This is a genomic window from Thioalkalicoccus limnaeus (assembly GCF_041197575.1).
GTDB classification, from domain to species: Bacteria; Pseudomonadota; Gammaproteobacteria; order Chromatiales; family Chromatiaceae; genus Thioalkalicoccus; species Thioalkalicoccus limnaeus.
This window is the reverse complement of the sequence record NZ_JBDKXB010000013.1, coordinates 77818-95661: the sequence shown is the minus strand read 5'-3', so window position 1 is coordinate 95661 and position 17844 is coordinate 77818. Positions and strand designations below refer to the sequence as shown.

General features: G+C 64.7%; 14 protein-coding genes. 7 read left to right on the top strand and 7 right to left on the bottom strand.

Features of this window, described 5'->3' with window-relative positions; translation table 11 throughout:
• Positions 1–596: 596 nt before the first annotated feature.
• The 4 genes from ABC977_RS11165 to trxB all read right to left on the bottom strand — a co-directional run bounded on the left by ABC977_RS11165 (position 597) and on the right by trxB (position 4348).
• Complete coding sequence (locus tag ABC977_RS11165; protein ID WP_369667342.1) at positions 597–1367, bottom strand: arginyltransferase; 771 nt, start codon at positions 1365–1367, stop codon at positions 597–599.
• Positions 1364–2104, bottom strand: coding sequence for a leucyl/phenylalanyl-tRNA--protein transferase (gene aat / locus ABC977_RS11160; protein WP_369667341.1), 741 nt, complete (start codon positions 2102–2104; stop codon positions 1364–1366). Before aat ends, ABC977_RS11165 begins: the two co-directional genes overlap by 4 nt.
• 10 nt (positions 2105–2114) lie before the next feature.
• Positions 2115–3278, bottom strand: a complete 1164-nt coding sequence (locus ABC977_RS11155; RefSeq protein ID WP_369667340.1) for a GNAT family N-acetyltransferase — start codon at positions 3276–3278, stop codon at positions 2115–2117.
• Positions 3279–3382: 104 nt separating this feature from the next.
• The gene (gene trxB / locus ABC977_RS11150) at positions 3383–4348 is read right to left on the bottom strand and encodes a thioredoxin-disulfide reductase (RefSeq protein ID WP_369667339.1); all 966 of its coding nucleotides are present in this window, start codon (positions 4346–4348) and stop codon (positions 3383–3385) included.
• A 182-nt stretch (positions 4349–4530) separates the two neighbouring features.
• On the opposite strand from trxB, the gene ABC977_RS11145 reads away from it, so the two are divergent.
• Together ABC977_RS11145 and msrA are read left to right on the top strand one after the other, a co-directional pair.
• Entirely contained in the window at positions 4531–7002 is a 2472-nt protein-coding gene (locus tag ABC977_RS11145; RefSeq protein ID WP_369667338.1) for a DNA translocase FtsK, read from the top strand.
• A gap of 130 nt (positions 7003–7132) precedes the next feature.
• Entirely contained in the window at positions 7133–8395 is a 1263-nt protein-coding gene (gene msrA, locus ABC977_RS11140) for a peptide-methionine (S)-S-oxide reductase MsrA (protein WP_369667337.1), read from the top strand.
• 116 nt (positions 8396–8511) lie between these two features.
• On the opposite strand, the gene soxX is transcribed toward msrA, so the two are convergent.
• A complete protein-coding gene (gene soxX, locus ABC977_RS11135) occupies positions 8512–9177 on the bottom strand; it encodes a sulfur oxidation c-type cytochrome SoxX (protein ID WP_369667336.1) in 666 nt (221 codons plus the stop codon).
• 27 nt (positions 9178–9204) lie between these two features.
• Positions 9205–10047: a sulfur oxidation c-type cytochrome SoxA gene (gene soxA / locus ABC977_RS11130; RefSeq protein WP_439849184.1), complete on the bottom strand. Its 843-nt coding sequence runs from the start codon at positions 10045–10047 to the stop codon at positions 9205–9207.
• A 984-nt stretch (positions 10048–11031) separates the two neighbouring features.
• On the opposite strand from soxA, the gene soxY reads away from it, so the two are divergent.
• The 5 genes from soxY (at position 11032) to ABC977_RS11105 (ending at position 15718) form a co-directional block, all read left to right on the top strand.
• A complete protein-coding gene (soxY, locus tag ABC977_RS11125; protein WP_369667335.1) occupies positions 11032–11502 on the top strand; it encodes a thiosulfate oxidation carrier protein SoxY in 471 nt (156 codons plus the stop codon).
• 27 nt (positions 11503–11529) lie between these two features.
• The gene (gene soxZ / locus ABC977_RS11120) at positions 11530–11847 is read left to right on the top strand and encodes a thiosulfate oxidation carrier complex protein SoxZ (protein WP_369667334.1); all 318 of its coding nucleotides are present in this window, start codon (positions 11530–11532) and stop codon (positions 11845–11847) included.
• Positions 11848–12057: 210 nt separating this feature from the next.
• Entirely contained in the window at positions 12058–13839 is a 1782-nt protein-coding gene (soxB, locus tag ABC977_RS11115) for a thiosulfohydrolase SoxB (protein ID WP_369667333.1), read from the top strand.
• A gap of 231 nt (positions 13840–14070) precedes the next feature.
• A complete protein-coding gene (locus tag ABC977_RS11110; protein WP_369667332.1) occupies positions 14071–15093 on the top strand; it encodes a thioredoxin fold domain-containing protein in 1023 nt (340 codons plus the stop codon).
• A gap of 106 nt (positions 15094–15199) precedes the next feature.
• Entirely contained in the window at positions 15200–15718 is a 519-nt protein-coding gene (locus ABC977_RS11105; RefSeq protein WP_369667331.1) for a GlcG/HbpS family heme-binding protein, read from the top strand.
• 420 nt (positions 15719–16138) lie between these two features.
• On the opposite strand, the gene ABC977_RS11100 is transcribed toward ABC977_RS11105, so the two are convergent.
• Positions 16139–17713 (bottom strand): AAA-like domain-containing protein, encoded by a 1575-nt coding sequence (locus tag ABC977_RS11100; protein ID WP_369667330.1) that lies wholly within the window; start codon positions 17711–17713, stop codon positions 16139–16141.
• Positions 17714–17844: the final 131 nt, after the last annotated feature.

Here is a 17844-nt window from a genome sequence, read left to right as displayed (position 1 = left end):
CGAGATGCGGTTTGCCCGTTTTCCGGAGCGCGGGTCGATGGTGGTGGATCTCGCCAGGAATAGGCACTGCCCGCCCCATTCGCGCCCGGCCTTGGGGTAGTACTCCCGCTCCAGGCCGTAAAGCAGGTAGACCTCGCCGAGCACGGCGGTCAGGTCTTCTTGATGCCGCTGGCCTCTGCCTCTGGTCGCGTAGGTCGCCGAACGGCTTGGAGCAGCCGACGATCCTGTCGGTGTCGATTGGAACCGGCCCTTCTTCTGTCGCGGCGCTGGCCGTCGTCATGTGCAATCCCCGTCCGTGATGCCCTTCTTTTCAGAAGGATATTAGCCCGTCGCTTGCGGGGCGGCAATCCGGCAATCCAGGGCGGCAATTTGGCAATCAAGGTTCGGCAATCGGGTTGGTTGCAGCGCGGCGACCAGCGTCGCGGTCGCGTACCGCCCCATCCGCCGCGACGGGCTTCCTCATCACAGCCCGGCTCACCGTTTCCAATCGTCATCGACTTGCCGGAATCACGCAGGAATCAAGCCTGCCGTATTTCCTCATTTCCTACTGATAACCGCATTTCCTACCGATAGCCGCCGGATACGACCCACGCAGTTCACGCGCTCCTCTTGCCGGCCGGCCCGTGACCGACGGGCTCGCCGCGTTGATACCGACGCCATTGGCGGCCGTCCCAGGCCTCGAGTGGCCGGAAGCGTTCCTTGTAGCGCATCTTGCGGCAATCATCGATCCAGTAGCCGAGGTATAGGTGTTCGAGGCCCCGGTGGCGGCCTTCGGCGACTTGGCCGAGGACCGCATGGGTGCCTGGGGCGAGGTCGCTGTCGGCGGGGTCGAAGAAGGTGTAGACGGCGGACAGGGCCGCTGGCAGGACGTCGGTGACGGCGACCGCGACCAAGCGGTCGCCTTGTCGCCATTCGATGAACAGGGTCTCGCCGCCCCAGGGCTCGAGCAGGAAGCGGCGGTAGTTGTCCTCGGTGCCTTCGGCCATCGCGCCGTCGGGGTGGCGGGCGCGCAGATACGTCCGATAGAGCGCATAGTGTTCGGGATCGAAGGCGGCGGGGCGAAGATGGATGGTGAGTCCGGCGTTAAGGCGCCGATTGCGCCGCTGCGAACGATCGGGGACGAAGTCGGCGAGCGGGATGCGCACGGGCACGCAGGAGCGGCAGTTGGGGCAGGCCGGGCGGTAGATGAAGCGGCCGCTGCGCCGGAAGCCGTTTTCCAGCAGCCATTGGTAGTGCGAGCCATTGATCGGTGCGAGCGGGTCGACGAACAGCGACCGGGTCTGGCGTTCGGCCTGGTACGAACAGACCTGGTGGCCGGTCAGATACAGATCGAGCGTGGCCTGATTGGACGGGGCCTGATCCGTCATGCGTCGCTCCCGCCGTCGAGGCGCTCGCCAACGGGGTAATGCGTGTGCCCATCGTCCCACGATCCCGGCCGGCCGGGGTGGGGCGTCCAATGCGCGAGCAGCCGGGTGAACACCGCGCGGGGCACCTCGACGGCCCCCAACCGGATCAGGTGTTCGGACACCACTTGGCAGTCGATGACGCCGAAGCCCCACTGCTGGAGCCGTTCGCACAGATGGACCAGGGCGACCTTCGAGGCATCGTCGGCGCGGCTGAACATGGATTCGCCGAAGAAGACACCACCGATCGCGACGCCATACAGGCCGCCGACCAGTTGCTCTTCGTGCCAGACCTCGACCGAATGCGCGAAGCGGCGGCGGTGCAGTTGGCGATAGGCCTCGATCATCTCCGGGACCAGCCAGGTCCCGACGGCGCCGGCGCGTGGCGCGGAGCAGGCGGCGATGACGGCGTCGAAGGCGCGGTCCATCGTCACGCCGTACGGCTGGCGGCGCAGGCGTTTGCGCAGGCTGCGCGAGACCCGCAGGCGGTCTGGAAAGAGCAGGGTGCGCGGGTCGGGCGACCACCAGAGGATCGGGTCGCCGGGGTTGAACCAGGGGAAGACCCCGTGCCGGTAGCCATTGATCAGGCGCGTGCTGGTCAGATCGCCGCCGATCGCCAGCAGACCGTTCGGTTCCTCCTCGGCCAGGTCGACACTGGGGAAGGGGGCGGCGGGGTTGTAGGGGTCGAGCCGGAAGAGCATGGCGTTCGGGTCACGCGCGGTTTGCGGTGGTTCGTTCGGTGGCCTTGTAGGGGCTGTGCTCGCGCATCGCGTCCAAGTAGTCACGCACCCCCTGCGCCTCCTGATCGACGAACTGGGCGATGGCCTGGCGGAAGCGCGGATCGGCGATCCAATGGGCGGACCAGGTCGGCGTCGGCAGGAAGCCACGGCTGACCTTGTACTCGCCCTGGGCGCCCGGCTCGAACCGGCTCAGGCGGTGTTCGATGCAGTATTCGAGCCCCTGATAGTAGCAGGTCTCGAAGTGCAAACTGTGAAACTCGTCGAACGAGCCCCAGTGGCGTCCGTACAGGCTGTCACGGCCGATCAGGTTGAAGGCCGCGGCGACCAGTCGGTGCCCGTGATAGGCCAGCACCAGCAGCAGCTGCTCGCCCATCGATGCGGCGATCTCCTCGAAGAAGGCGCGCGACAGGGTCGGGAGGCCGCCGCGTTTGTCGAAGGTGCGCGAATAGAGCCGGTGGAAGATCGCCCATTCCTCGTCGGTGACCTGGTCGCCGGGCACCCGCCGCAGATGCAGGCCGGCGTCGCTGACGCGCCGGCGTTCACGCTTGATCTTCTTGCGCTTCTCGGCCGAGAAGGTATCGAGAAAGTCATCGAAATCGCGGTAGCCGCGGTTGTGCCAGTGGTACTGGCAACCGAGCCGCGGCAGCAGCCCCTGCTGGGCGAGGCGGTCGGTCTCCTCGCCGGTCGTGAAGAGCCAGTGCACCGACGAGATCGGCCAATGGGTCGCGCGCGCCTGGATGGCATCGATCAGGGCCTGCTGGTGCGCAGACTGTTGCGGTCCAGGCGCCGTCAGCAGCCGGGGACCGGTTGCCGGCGTGTAGGGGGAGGCGATGACGAGCTTCGGATAGTAGGGGAGGCCGGCGCGGCGATAGGCATCGGCCCAGGCCCAATCGAACACGAGCTCGCCGTAGGAGTTGTACTTGATGTAGGCCGGCGCCGCGGCCACCAGGTGGCCATCCGGGTCGTGCAACGCCAGATGTTGCGGGATCCAGCCGAGGGCCTCGCCGACGCACTCGTGTTCCTCCATCGCGGCGAGGAACTCATGGCGCAAGAAGGGCGTGTCGGGATCGACGAGCCGGTTCCAGTCGGCGCGCGGGATCTCGGCAAGACGCGGGTGAACGGATAAGGCGAACATGATGGCCGGGCCGAACGGATTCGATTACCCGGCAACATGAGGGCGACAGCACGGCCGCCAAGTCCCGCTGGTCCGCGTGGCGGACCGCGGAGCCTCGTCGGCGACTAACGCAGCGGCTTGGCCTGGGCGTCGAGGAAGCGCTCGGCATCGAGCGCGGCCATGCAGCCGGTGCCGGCCGAGGTGATCGCCTGGCGGTAGACATGGTCCATGACATCGCCAGCGGCGAAGACGCCGGGGACCGAGGTCGCGGTCGCGTTGCCCTCGGTGCCGCTGCGCACCTTGATATAGCCGTCCTGCATATCGAGTTGGCCGGCGAAGATCTGGGTGTTGGGCACGTGGCCGATCGCGATGAAGACCCCATGCAACGCGATCTCGGCGGTGGTGTCGTCCTGGACGTTGCGGATCCGGACCCCGGTCACGCCGCTGGTGTCGCCGAGCACCTCGTCGATCACGCTGTTCCAGGCCAGGCGCACGTTGCCGTTTTCGGCCCGCTCGAACAACTGGTCCTGCAAGATCTTGTCGGCGCGCAGTGCGTCGCGCCGGTGGATCAGCGTGACCTCGGCGGCGATGTTGCTCAAGTAAAGGGCCTCTTCGACGGCGGTGTTGCCGCCGCCGATCACCGCGACCTTCTGGTCGCGATAGAAAAAGCCGTCGCAGGTGGCGCAGGCCGAGACCCCACGGCCGCGAAACGCTTGTTCCGACGGCAGTCCGAGATACCGGGCGCTGGCGCCGGTTGCGATGATCAGCGCATCGCAGGTATAGACCCCGCTATCGCCGGTCAGCCGGAACGGCCGCTCGGCGAGCTCGGCCTTGTTGATGTGGTCGAAGATGATCTCGGTCGCGAAGCGCTCGGCGTGGCGGCGCATCCGGTCCATCAGGTCCGGGCCCTGGACACCGTCGGCGTCGCCGGTCCAGTTGTCGACATCGGTCGTCGTCATCAACTGGCCACCCTGTTGCATCCCGGTGACCAGCACCGGGCTCAGGTTCGCGCGCGCGGCATAGATGGCTGCGGTATAGCCGGCCGGGCCGGAACCGAGGATCAGCAGTCGGCAGTGTTTCGGATCGGTCATCGCAGGGGGCTCCTGAAGCGCGAAGGGTCGAGATCGGGCCGCGGTGGGTCGCGATTCGCGGCGTCGAAATCACGATGGTACCGGGTTGCCATTGGGTCGGCCAAGCGCCGTGTGCTGGAAAATGGGCGAGAAAAATCTGACAAGGCTATAATTCAGCGGTTTTTATCGGAGATGCGATTGCTGTGAGTCAAGCCACACGTCAAGGGCGGTTGTCCCTCAGCGAGTATTTGGAGCGGGCGCTGCGCGAGGGGGCCATGTGGTCGCTGGTGTGTGTCGCCATCTATCTGGTCATCGCGCTGGCCTCCTACTCGCCCGAGGATCCGGGCTGGTCCTATCTCGGGCCGACCGACGCGGTCGCGAATCTCGGTGGACCCTTCGGCGCCTGGTTCGCCGATGTGACGCTGTTCCTGTTCGGCTTCCTGGCCTATCTGATCCCGCTGATGGTCGCCTGGAGCGGGTATCTGTTGTTTCGCCGCCGCGAGCCCGAGGTCGCGACCCATGCCTACCTGGTCGGCCTGCGCTGGATCGGCTTCCTGCTGACGCTCGCGGCCGGCTGCGCGCTGGCGGCGACCCATCCCGCCGGCTGGGGCGATGCCTTGCCGAACGGGGCCGGCGGGGGCCTCGGCGACCTGATCAGCCGGACCCTGACGGCCTCCTTCAAGCCGGCCGGCGCGACCATCTTCACGATCGCGCTGTTCCTCGTCGGGTTCGGCCTCTTCACTGGGTTGTCGTGGTTGCTGGTCATCGATGGCGTCGGCGAGTTGGTGCTCAGCGCCTTTCGCTGGGTGCGCGCCTGGCCGATCTGGCAGTGGCGCCCGACCCACTGGTTCCCGGCACGGGTTCCGCTTGGCGACGACGGACCGGACCCGGCCGTCGAGCCCGTGACCCGGGTGCATCGCAGCGGCCCATGGATCGAGCCCGACGAGGATCCCGCGATGCCCGAGCCTTCGGTCGGGCGCGGCAACAGGTCCGGCGATCCGCCGGCCGATCACCGCTTGATGTCGGCCGAGGCCCTAGCGCGGCTGATCGGCGCTGTCCGACCCAAGGTCCAGGCGAAACCGAGGCCGGCCCCGGAGCCCAAGCCCGCGGCGAAGCTCGTCGCACCACGCCGCCCGGCCCCCCCGCCCAAGCCAATCGTCTGTGCGGCCGAGCGCCCGCCGTTGGATCTGCTCGACGCCCCGCGCCGGACCGGCCGCGGCTTCACGGATCAGGAACTCGACGAGTTGTCGCTTCAGGTCAAGGCGCGGCTCAAGGAATTCGGTGTCGAGGTCAATGTCGTCGCCGTCTATCCCGGCCCCGTCGTGACCCTGTTCGAGTTGCAACTCGCGGCCGGCACCAAGGTCAGCAAGATCACGGGCCTGGCCAAGGACCTCGCGCGTGCCTTGTCGACGATCAGCGTGCGCGTCGTCGAGGTCATTCCCGGCAAATCGGTCATCGGCCTCGAGATCCCGAACAAGCAGCGCGAGACCGTCTTCCTGCGCGAGATCCTCTCGAGCCCGGGCTATCAGGAGGCCAAGTCGCCGCTGATCCTGTCCCTTGGGACCGATATCGCCGGCCATCCGGTCGTCGCCGATCTGGCGCGGATGCCGCACGCGCTGATCGCCGGGACCACGGGCTCGGGGAAATCGGTCGCGATCAACGCGATGATCCTGAGTCTGGTCTACAAGGCCAGCCCGCGCGATGTGCGGCTGATCATGGTCGACCCGAAGATGCTCGAGCTCTCGGTCTACGAGGGCATCCCGCATCTGTTGACGCCGGTCGTCACCGACATGAAGGAGGCGGCGAACGCGCTGCGCTGGTGCGTCGGCGAGATGGAACGGCGTTACCGGCTGATGTCGCAGATGGGGGTGCGCAACATCGGCGGCTACAATCGCCAGGTCGCCGAGGCCGAGGCGGCCGGCACGCCGATCCCCGACCCGATGTACGTCACCGAGCACGGCGGACAGGTCAGCTTGACAGATGGTGAACAGGTGCCGACCTTGTCCCATCTGCCCTACATCGTCGTCATCATCGATGAGCTGGCCGACATGATGATGGTCGTCGGCAAGAAGGTCGAGGAGCTGATCGCGCGCCTCGCGCAGAAGGCCCGCGCATCCGGCATCCACCTGCTGCTCGCGACGCAGCGCCCGTCGGTCGATGTGCTGACCGGTTTGATCAAGGCCAACATCCCGACCCGGATCGCCTTCCAGGTCTCGGCCCGCGTCGACTCGCGCACCGTCCTCGATCAGATGGGCGCCGAGCAATTGCTCGGCAATGGCGACATGCTCTATCTGGCGCCGGGCGGCAGTATTCCGCGCCGTGTGCATGGCGCCTTCGTCGATGACCACGAGGTCCACCGGGTCGTCGAGTACCTGCGCGAGACAGGCGACCCCGATTACATCGCCGATGTCTTGCGCGAGCCGGACGAGTTCCTGCCGGGCATCGATCCGGAGCCGCGCGGCGGCGATGTCGAGGACGTCGACCCCCTGTTCGACGAGGCCGTGCAGATCGTGGTCGAGACCCGTCGCGCGTCGATCTCCGGTGTCCAGCGCCGGCTCAAGATCGGCTACAACCGCGCCGCGCGCATGGTCGAGGAGATGGAGCGGATCGGTCTGGTCGGGCCGGCCGAGACCAACGGCAGCCGCGAGGTCCTGGTCCCGCCGCCGGACAGGTAGCGGTACAGTGCCCGCTGGAGAGCCTGGCCCGGGTGCCTATCCACACGGGTTTTGAGCTTGACGCGACGAAACATCGGGGCATCGGGCGTGGTCGTATCATCCATTGCCCACGACTCGGTGTTTCGCCGCGATGCTTCCGATCAAACGCCTCCTTCTAACGACCCTGATTCTCGGCCTGCCGCTCCCGGCCCTTGCCGCCACCGAATCCATCGTGCTCGGGATGGGCTGCTTCTGGGGCGCCGAGAAGCGCCTGTCCGAGATTCCGGGCGTGCTCGACGTCGAGTCGGGCTATGCCGGCGGCGACGCCCCGCGCGTCGGCTACCGGGATGTGCTGGACCTCGAGAAGCGGATCCAGCGCGGCAAGAGCGATGCGCGCAACCACGCCGAGGTCGTCAAGGTGACCTTCGATCCGGCGCAGGTCAGCCTCGAGCGGGTGCTGATCGGGTTCTGGGAGAACCATGATCCGACCCAGGGTGACCGCCAGGGAAACGATGTCGGCAGCAACTACCGCAGCGCGATCTACTGGGAGACCGAGGCCCAGCGCCAGGTGGCCTTCGCCACCCGCGATACCTACCAGGCCGCGCTGACGACAGCCGGCTATGGTCCGATCACGACCGAGATCGCGCCGCTGCGCCACTACAACCGCGCCGAGGACTATCACCAGGACTATCTGACGAAGAATCCGGATGGCTACTGCGGTCTCGTGAGCACGCAGGTCGCGTACCCCGGGCAGCCGGCAAAGCCGGTGGCCGAGCGCCTGGTGGCCAGTGCCCTGAATCGCGAACGTCAGTTGATCGTGTTCGAGGCCGAGGACTGCCGCTTCTGCGAGCAGTTTCGCGCCGAGGTGCTCGACGACTGGTCCTCACCGGTGCCGGTGGTCTCGACCCTGAAGGCACAGCCACCCGCCGGTTGGCGGCTCGAGAAGACGCTGTTCGCGACCCCCACCATGGTCCTGTTCGAGGACGGCCGGGAGGTCTCGCGCTACACGGGTTACAAGGGTGATAAGGATCGGTTCTGGGCCTGGCTGGGCTTTCAGATCCTGACCCCGGAGCAACAGCGGATCGCCTTCGAGCAGGGGACCGAACGGGCCTTCACCGGTTCGCACCTCGATGAGAAGCGCCCCGGCGTGTTCGTCGATCCGATCACCGGCGCGCCGCTGTTCCGCAGCGATACCAAGTTCGATAGTCGCACCGGCTGGCCGAGCTTCTTCAATCCGTTACCCGGCGCGCTGACCTATCACGAGGACCGCTCGCGCGGCATGCGCCGCACCGAGGTGCGCAGCGCCAGCTCCGGGATCCACCTCGGCCATGTCTTCGACGACGGCCCGCCGCCGACCGGCAAGCGCTATTGCATCAACGGCAACGTCTTGAGCTTCGTTCCGGACGGCCACTGATCTGGTGCTGGGCTCGTCAGGATAGGATGACATGCGCCCTCAGATTGACCGCCGTCGTCCTTTCGTACGCGAAGCATGGCCCCCGGACAACGGGGGCCGATGGGAGAGGCGACGCCTCACTCCTTGTTCACCGGTGACTCGGGGTCGAAAAGATAGGCCAGAAGGTCCAGGATCTGCTGCTCGGTCAGGAGGCCATTGGCCCCTTGGCGCGGCATGCGGGTGCAAGGAAACATCGAGTGGGGGTTGTAGATGATTCCATAGGCGAGCTTGAGGACCGGCTGTTCCGTGCCCCGCAGCTTGCCGTAGTTGCGCAGGCTCGGCCCGATGGTGCCGCCTTGACGGTCGCCGGCGAACTCGTGGCAGTTGTAACAGGCGCCGCCGGGTTCGCCTTTGGTGTGGTCATCGGTCCGCTCGCCGACACGGTAACCGAAGCCGGACCACGCCAACTGCCGGCCCTTCTCCCAGTCGCCGAGCTGGATGTCGCCTCCAGGGTATTTGACCGATTCCCGCGCGGCGAGGCTGATCTCGGCGGCCTGTTCCACCGAGGGTCTATTGCGGGTCTCGCTACAGAGCTTGTGCAGCTCATCCTGAACCAGGCGCTGCCGGGCCGTGCCGCCTTCCTGTACCTCCGTGTCCAGCTTGAAGCCGCCAGCTTCGAACAGCAGGTACTCCGCGAGCTCGTGGGGACTCATCTTCGTGTAGTCGACATCGGCCGCGGCATGGCCGCCAACGAGCGTCAGTGCGGCGAACACAACCGTGCCGAGGGTCTTATGATCGAACATGTCGGTGTCTCCCGATTGCTTGTTGGCTCAGCGTTTCAGGTCGGGGAGGATGGCCGGTTGGCCCCGCGCCAGGTCGGTCCAGAAGGAGATCAAGGCAATCGACAGGTCCGAGCCGGGGATGATCTCGGGATAGCGCATCTGCCAATAACATTCGCTGACGCGGTGCTGCGAGCTGCGGAGGTTGTCATGCCCAACGCGGAAGCTCGGCCAAGAAATCGCCTTGGTCCACTCCTTGGGGTTGTTCGCGTAGGGTAGGACCGAGGCACGGATCTGTTTGCCCTCGTCGCCGTGGCAGGCGGCGCAGTTGAAATCGAAGGGGCCGGAGCGTCGGTAGAACAGCACTTCGCCGGCATCGCGCAAGGCTTTCTCCAGCGGATGATCCATTGGCGGGTTCCAGTTCATGCCGTTGGATTGGGCCGCGATGTAGGCCTGCAAGCGCATGTGATCGGTGTTGGACCCGTGGATCCGGGTGATGGCCGGGTCGTCGTCCGCGAACCCTTGCAGGGTCTTCATGCAGTGGATGAGACGATTGCCCAGGTCCATGACCTTTCCGGTGTCCTCGAAGTACCGCGGCAACTCGACATAGGCCCCCTCCAGGACGCCGGGGCCTTTGCCGAAGTCACAGCCTTCCAAAGACACCTCGTTGGGACCGCGCGGTTCATGGAACAGGGCCTCACCCTCTTCGACGGTCCAGAGAGCCGGGCTGGCCGGCATCATCATCAGGTTCTGCTCGCTTTGCGTGAGGTAGTACGAGCTCGTCGAGTCGATCAGCGTTTGAAGGACCGCGGCCGGGTCGTCGCTCGGACCGGCGGAGGTGGTGCCGGCCATTGCCGCGGCGAGCGGAATGGCCGCGAATAGCTTGCGCAACATCGCTTACTCCTCCTTATGTCTTCATCTCATGGTGTCTTTATGACGCGAGCGGGCTCAACCGGTTGGTCGATACCGGCACGGAAAGTTAGCACCTCGAATGCACGGGAACAAGGCTATTCGCACCGTGACGCCTGAATTCGGTAATCGGCTTCCCTTGTCTCTTATGGTGTTAATCGATGTCCTATGAGTCACCGGTCCGTGCCAGAGCCCACCATCTTCCTATTGGCGTTAGGGAAGCGATGAACTATTCGGCGCTTACCGTGCGAGGTAGGGGCGCCGTCCCGATCTGTGGTCACGACGACCAATATAGCTTAGCTCTTCTTAGGGCGGTCATGAGTAAAACATATTTATCAGCATATTAGGAGGCATTAATGTATTCGAGTGACACAAGCGTTCAGGATGCCGACTGGCAGTCCTCGCGGACGGTTGTAACAGAAACTGCGAATATTGTCTTATTATGAACCCGCAACAGATTTCAGGTGCCCTGGCGCTCTATGGATGGGTCTTGTAAGTTGTCCTACGTGAACCCCATTTCGCATAACTGTTCCCCGGGGATCGTGGGTCCTGGCGGTACGCATTTTCGACGTCGATTCACGCGAAACCCAAGATGTTTTCTTGCGACAACCTGGCGTTGACGCAGGCTTGCATTCAGTTAAACACTGGTTAACAATGTCGGCCCGTAAAGGATTTGCCTCTCGATCCGGCAATTGGTCATGCACCGATCAATGACGATTGGGATTGGCGAGCAGTGATCCATTGGTGGCGGATGTCGGCCACGGAGGGCGAGGAGGGAGGGTGCATGAATCCATGAAGCAGAGGCTGCGCGTCGGCTTTCGTGGTCGTGCTCAGGGATCCCGAATTCGAGCGCGGAGCGGAATTCGCCGAGCTCAATGACCTAGCAATTGGCCATTAAGTGGGTCGGGCGATGCCAGCACGTCCGAGGGTGCGCCCGATACTGAAGTCAGGAATCAGGAGGAGTGAGCAATGATGAATGAACGGCGCCGCGTCCTTCTCAAGGGTGCCTTCCTGACCGGCGGGACGGGCCTGGCCATGGCCATCGGTCTGGTCGCGCCCAAGGCACTCCTGGCGGCATGGCCTGAGAAGGCGTTCCGGAGTAGCGACATCGTCGAGGCATTGAATAACCTTCTTGGTGCAAGCGAATACCTCGAGAGTGATGCGGTCAGTCTGAATGTCCCGGCGATCGCGGAGAACGGGGCCGTCGTACCGGTCACTCTGACCTCGAACTTGCCCAATATCCGAACTCTGTCGATCGTTGTGCCCACCAATCCTGCACCCTTGGTCGCCAGCGTCTCTATTGGTCCAAACGGTGTGGGATTCGTGTCCACCCGCATCAAGATGGAAAGCACCGGTGACGTCCTGGGCATCGTCGAATCGGATGGCCAGCTTTACATGGCGCGTGAGGAAGTGCGGGTGACCGTCGGTGGGTGCGGTTAACGATAGACGCCAAGAGGAGGAAGATCGATGGCGAGCGATACTATTCGTGTGCGTGCGACAGCGGATGCCGAAGGCGTGACGACCCTTCAGTTGCTGATGTCGCATGAAATGGAGACAGGTCGGCGCCGGGGCCCCGACGGCGACTTGATCCCAGCCCACTTCATTCAAGAAGTGACATGCGAGCACAATGGTCAGGTTGTGGCGACTGCCTACTTCAGTGGCGGCGTCTCCCGGAATCCCTATCTCTCGTTGAAATTCACGGGCGCCAAGCAGGGTGATTCGATCCGTGTCTCTTGGACCGACAATCAAGGCTACGATGACTCTGCTGAGGCGACGATCCGCTGACGAGGTCGCAACGAGCGCGCTGGAGAACGCCGCACGGAGGGGGAGCGGCAAAAGAGAATATCCGGCGATATGATCAGTTGATGCTGCCGATTGATACGGGGTGCGGGATCCTGTCGGGTATTCGTTCTCCCGCTGTCGCGATCCTCGATGGTGGGCCGGAACACCCGTAAGTCCGGTCAAACGGTAGGCCGAGTCTGGGGGCTTATGTCCATGGAAATCTCACGGCGTGAATTCATTCACATCCTTGGCTTGGCCGGAGCCGCCGGCCTATTGCCCGCAACGCTCCGCGCCCGCGAGGGTCTGTCCGGGCTATACGAATCGGCCCCCTTTGGCACTCTGCGCCTGATGCACATGACCGATTGCCATGCGCAACTCAATCCCATCTATTTCCGCGAGCCCCATGTCAACTTAGGATTGGGCGATGCCTTCGGCAAGCCGCCGCATCTGGTTGGCCGAGCCCTTCTGGCACACTTCGGGCTGCCACCTGGGGGCTGGGAGGCCTATGCCTTGACCCATTTGGACTTCGACCGGGCCGTAGAAACCTACGGCAAGGTCGGAGGCTTCGCTCATCTCGCGACGCTAGTCAAACAACTGCGGGCCGAGGTCGGCGAGGGTCGCAGCCTCCTCTTGGACGGCGGCGATACCTGGCAGGGGTCTGCGACGGCGCTCTGGACGCGGGGCCAGGACATGCTGGGCGCCTGCAATCTCTTGGGTGTCGACGTGATGACCGGGCATTGGGAATTCACCTACACGGATGCCGAGGTGATCGACCGGGTGCTGGCCTTCAAGGGGGATTTCGTTGCTCAGAACGTGCGCGTCAAAGAAGAGTCGAGCTTCGATTATCCGTTCGAAGACTTCGTCCACTACGACGAGGCACGCGGCTACGCCTTCAAGCCTTATACCATCCGGGCCATGGGCGGGGTGCGGGTTGCCGTCGTCGGCCAGGCCTTTCCCTATACGCCGATCGCGAATCCCGCCCGCTTCATACCGCACTGGACCTTCGGTATTCGCCCCGACGAGATGCAGGCCCTCATCGACCAGTTGCGCGCCCAGGAACGGGTTGACCTCGTCGTGGTCCTGTCCCACAACGGGATGGACGTCGACCTCAAACTGGCCAGCCTGATCAGCGGCGTCGACGTCATCTTCGGCGGACACACCCATGACGGCGTCCCGGCCGCCATCGAGGTCGCGAATCCTGGGGGCAAGACCTTGGTGACCAACGCTGGCTCCAATGGCAAGTTCCTCGGGGTGATGGATTTGGACGTGGCGGACGGGAAGCTGCGCGGTCATCGATACCGACTTCTGCCTGTCTTCAGTCGCCTGATTCCTGCGGACGAGGCGATGGCGGCCTACATCGAAGAGGTGCGCGCCCCTTATCTGACACGCTTGCATCAACCCCTGGCCGAAACCGAGGAAACCCTTTACCGTCGAGGCAACTTCAATGGCACCTTCGATCAAGTGATCGTTGATGCCCTCCGACAGGTCGAGGATACCCAGATCGCCTTTTCCCCCGGTTTTCGATGGGGGACCACGGTCCCGGCCGGGCAGACGGTCACGCTGGAGCATGTCATGGATCAAACCGCGATCACCTATCCGGCGACTTACCGACGCGAGGTTAGCGGTGCCGAGATCAAGGAGATCCTCGAGGAGGTGGCCCACAGCCTGTTCCATCCCGACCCCTTTCGGCAACAAGGAGGGGATATGGTGCGCGTTGGTGGGCTGCGATACGCCTTTGAGCCAGGTGCCGACCTGGGGCAGCGCATCAGTGACCTGCGCCTAGCCGACGGTCGCCTCATCGAGGCCGAAAAGCATTACACCTTGAGTGGCTGGGCGACCGTCGGCGAACCGGGATCGGGGAGGCCAATCTGGGAGGTGGTCACCGACTATCTAGCGGATAACAAGGTCATCCGCGCCGCCCCGTTGGAGAACCCCCGCCTCATCGGGGTGGACAACAACCCCGGGCTGGCGGAGGTGGCGCAGACACGCGAGTAGAACAAGGATCGACCTTGAATTCCCGTTGACCGCAGCGACGTGGATGGAGCCAGGAGCATTGGTGCTGAGCCCGAGAGCTGGCTGTACGCGGTCGTGCGGCTCGCAGCGAGGCCCGCGTTCGAGCATCGTGGGCACGGCGTTGGTGCGCGGCTCGGATGTCGGCGATGAGAGCGCCGAAGGCCACGCCGGTGCCATCGGGTCCAGACACGCCACACCGAAAGGAGCCGAGCCATGGTCGTCCGGTCGAGTAGCCGTCTGTTTCCGTTGGTCGCGATCGCGATCACTCTGCTCCTCTTGGTGATGTCCCAGGCCGTCTCTGCCGCCCGCGCACAAGAGACGATCCCGCCGTTGACGCCCGGACACTACGAAATACCGGGTTGGTTCAAGCTATCGTTCCTCGATCTTGCAGAGGATGTCGAGGAGGCCACGGCGGATGGCAAGCGGCTGATGATCATGTTCCATCAGGAGGGCTGCCCCTACTGCACGCGAATGGTGGACAATCTGGCCCTGGAGCCGATCGAAACCTATTTCCGTCACCACTTCGATGCCGTCGAGATCAATCTGTGGGGCGACCGCGAAGTGGTCGACTTCGATGGCGAGGTTCTGATCGAAAAGGAATTCGCCGAGAGGTATCGGGTCTGGGCTACGCCGACCCTGCTCTTCTTCAACGAAGAAGGGCGCCAGGTCTTGCGTCTCGACGGTTTCTACGACCCGCCGCGTTTTCTCGCCGCGCTCCGTTATGTCGGTGAACGCCAAGAGGCGAATCAAAGCTTCCGGGACTATCTGGATGAGCGCGACGCCCGGGCGAAGGCCGCGGATCAGCTTGCGACCGACCCCTTCTTTGCTGAGCCACCGTTCCGGTTGGACCAAGATCAGCTCGTGGCCGTCTTCTTCGAGGCCCCGGATTGTCCCGCGTGTCAGGCGTTGCGCGACGAGATTCAGAGATACCGGCAGACCCGCGACGCCCTGGCGCGCTTTCACCGGGTCCGCCTGCACCGTCATGCCGAGACCCCTGTGATCACCCCCAATGGGCAAGAAACGACGTCTCGGGCGTGGGCTGATGAGATGGAGATCAGTTATCTGCCGACCCTGGTCCTCTTCGATCGTGCCGTCCCGGTCATGCATGTCGATGCCCAGTTCAGCGCCTTTCACCTCAACCATCTGCTGGATTACGTCTCCGAAGGCGCCTACCGACAACAGCCCAATTTCCAGCGTTTCCTTCATGATCGCGTCGGTTCCGGAGAGGAAGGGTAGCCCGCTTCTGATCGGGCCACGATGACCGCTACGTTGGTCCAGCCCGCTGCTTGCTCCTCCCGCCCATCAGCCGACCGGTCCCGTCCCTGCCGCCAATATGGAGTGAATGCCGATGCGAATGAAATTGCCCGTGATGCTGGCTGCCGGTGCTCTGAGCCTCGGTCTGGCTGCCGGGGCCAGCCAGGCCGACGCCCCCGTGGCCCTCGATATCAAGGTCATGACTCTCGATACCGCCTCTCGCATGGCCTGGGCGGCCTTGGACGCCTGCCGCGAGGGCGGTTTCAACGTGGCCGTCACGGTGGTGGACCGGGGCGGCAATACACAGGTGGTTCTGCGGGATACCCTGGCGGTGGACCTGACTCTGGACATCAGCCGGCAGAAGGCCTATACGGCGATGTCGTTCAATGGCCCCCTGTCCGAGATGGAGGACCGCTTCACCAAGCCCTTCCAGGTGGGCAAGGTGGACGGGGTGGTATTCTCCGCCGGAGGTTTGCCGATCCATGCGGCCGGCCGGATCATCGGCGGCATCGGCGTCAGCGGGGCCCCTTCCGGTGACATCGACGAGGTGTGCGCCGGCAAGGGTCTGGATGAAGTTCGGATGGATCTGGAGACGGTTCAGCCCTGAGTAAGTCGTTGATCGTTCTTTGTCTCTTGTTACCAGGCTCTGCCTGGTAACACTCTTCCGCAAGGTGCCGCGACGCCGTTTCTTACCTTGCCGCGTTGCCCTGACCTTCCCGTCACCGCTCCACGCCCCCTTCGTATCTCCGACACTCGGAGTGCCTTGTCATTGTTGATCGCCATCTGGCCTCGGAACCTTCGCCAATCAAGCGCCAACCTCCTCGGAATGGCTCGGACACCCGCACAGCCGTCGTTCGAGCACCCGCTGACTCTGTTCCAAGCGCGCCTGTCTGCTGGACATCCCCAGCGAGCCCGATCCGTTCGTCCTCTGTGCTGTAGGGCCCGATGCGTGGCGCGATCATACAGCGACTGGGTCGCCCCCGATCAGAGCAGTGATTCTCCAAGGGCCAACTCTTTGCGCCGTGCGTTACGCGCGCACGACGCTGATGGTGCGCCCGGCGGGGCTGGTGGTGTCGTTGGCGGTGGTGCGTTGGTTGATGCGGGGTTGACCGGTGCGCCGATCGAAGATGACCAACCAGCCGGTGTCGAGGCCGAGTCCGGCCAGGTAGGCGTCGAGTTGCGTGAGGCCCTCGCTGAGGGGGTCTGGTTCGCCGTCGCGCCAGACCTTGAGTTCCAGGCCCAGGGTTTGGTGGCCATAGCGCAGGCACAGGTCCATGCGGCCCATGCCGATGGCGTATTCGCGCTCGATGGTGCCGGCGCCGTTGACGACGCGGTGCAGGAAGGCCATCAGCACCAGATGCGGGGCGATCTCGTGATAGGGGGCGCTGCGCAACAGCGGCTCGCCGTGCTGGCGCCAGAAGGCGAGAAAGGCCTCGAGCAGGGCCTTGGGGTCGAGGTGACCGTCGGGCGTCAGCCACGACGGTGCGATGCGTGGCAGCGAGGCTTGGGGCGTGAGCGCGAGGGTGCGCGGCAGCACCTCGCGGTAGATGGGGTTGGCGACGATGACCCCGCCGGTGCCGTCTTGGCGCAGCAGGCCGAGATCGGTCAGATAATCGATATCCTGGGTTGGCACGTCACCGAGGGCGCGGCCGGCCAGCATGGGCTCGATGATGTGCCGCACGCGCGGCTCTTCGAGCTTGTGGGCGAGTTGGTCGAGATGGGTGACCCGCTCGAGGATCATCTGCTCCTTGGCCTCGTCGATCAGGTCGACGCTGATCGGCTGGGTGCGGTCGCGCCCGGCGGGCAGATCGAAGCAGGCGCGGTAGGCGAGGGCGTTGACCAGCCAGGGCTGGCCTTGGGTCAAGGTCCAGACCTGCGCCAGCGCGTCGTCGGTGAAGGCCTGGCCGGTTTCGCGGGTATGCTCCTGCAACAGGGCGATGACCTCATCGCGCGCGAAGTCCCCGAGGCGCAGCGACTTGGCTTTGACGTTGAAGGCGCTGCCGCCGGTGATGGGGCTGGCCTCGGAGGCGGCGACGATGCGGTAGTCGCGCAGGTCGCGCACGCCGCACAGCACGATGGTCGACGGGAAGTGCGCGGGGCGCTGGGTGTAGCCGGCGCGCAATTGGCGCAACAGCGACAGCAGGGTGTCGCCGACCAGCGCGTCGACCTCGTCCAGCAACAGGACCAGCGGGCGGTCGCTGGCCTCGGCCCAGCGGGCCAGCAGGCCGTTCAGCATACCGTCCGGGCCATACTCGGCCAAAGCCGCATTGGCCCAATCCAACAACCGCGCGTCACCGAAGGCCAGGCGCGCGGCGCCGGACAGCGCGCCGCATATCGCCCGCATGCCCCGCGCCAAATCTTCGCGCGCGGTCTGCGCGATCTCCAGGTTGGCGTAGACGGCCCGATAGCGCCCCTCTTGGTTGAGCCGATCCATCAGTGCCAGCAAGCAGGAGGTCTTGCCGGTCTGACGCGGGGCGTGCAGCAGGAAATATTTCTGCTGCTCGATCAGCTCCAGCACCGCGTCGAGATCCCAGCGGGTCAGCGGCGGGATCGTATAGTGCAGTTCCGGGCGGTTGGGGCCTTCGGTGTTGAAGAAGCGCATCGGGGTGGCGGGCGGGTCCTTGGGCTATCCAGGTATAGTATCGTCATCTCCTCTGAGAATCAGGATAGCTGAACGGGGCCACCGTCGTTGTTTGGTGCGGCCGGGCGGTGCCCGGCCGCGCGGGTGGGCTG